This is a genomic window from Leptotrichia sp. OH3620_COT-345 (assembly GCF_003932895.1).
GTDB lineage: Bacteria > Fusobacteriota > Fusobacteriia > Fusobacteriales > Leptotrichiaceae > Pseudoleptotrichia.
Genome location: NZ_RQYW01000246.1, coordinates 1 through 203 on the forward strand (window position 1 = coordinate 1; position 203 = coordinate 203).

Genomic DNA, 203 nt, shown 5'->3' on the forward strand with positions numbered 1-203 from the left:
TAAGGATATTTTTCTTTTTTATCTCCTCTTCCTTTATATGCTCCTCTCCAGTTACTGTAAAAATAGTTCATTCCAAATTGCCATGAACTCCATGGAGACTTCACCACCTGATCTCCCTGTTCCATTAATTGTATTAATTCAAGATTTGCATTTTTCAGTAATCTGTTGTTCTCCCTCTTTGCCTGCTTAAATGATGTATGTAA

At 34.5% G+C, this 203-nt stretch carries 1 protein-coding gene; it reads right to left on the minus strand.

Features of this window, described 5'->3' with window-relative positions; translation table 11 throughout:
- Positions 1-203, minus strand: a 203-nt coding sequence (locus tag EII29_RS11920) for an autotransporter-associated N-terminal domain-containing protein (protein WP_125237643.1), incomplete at both ends; no start/stop codon positions are given.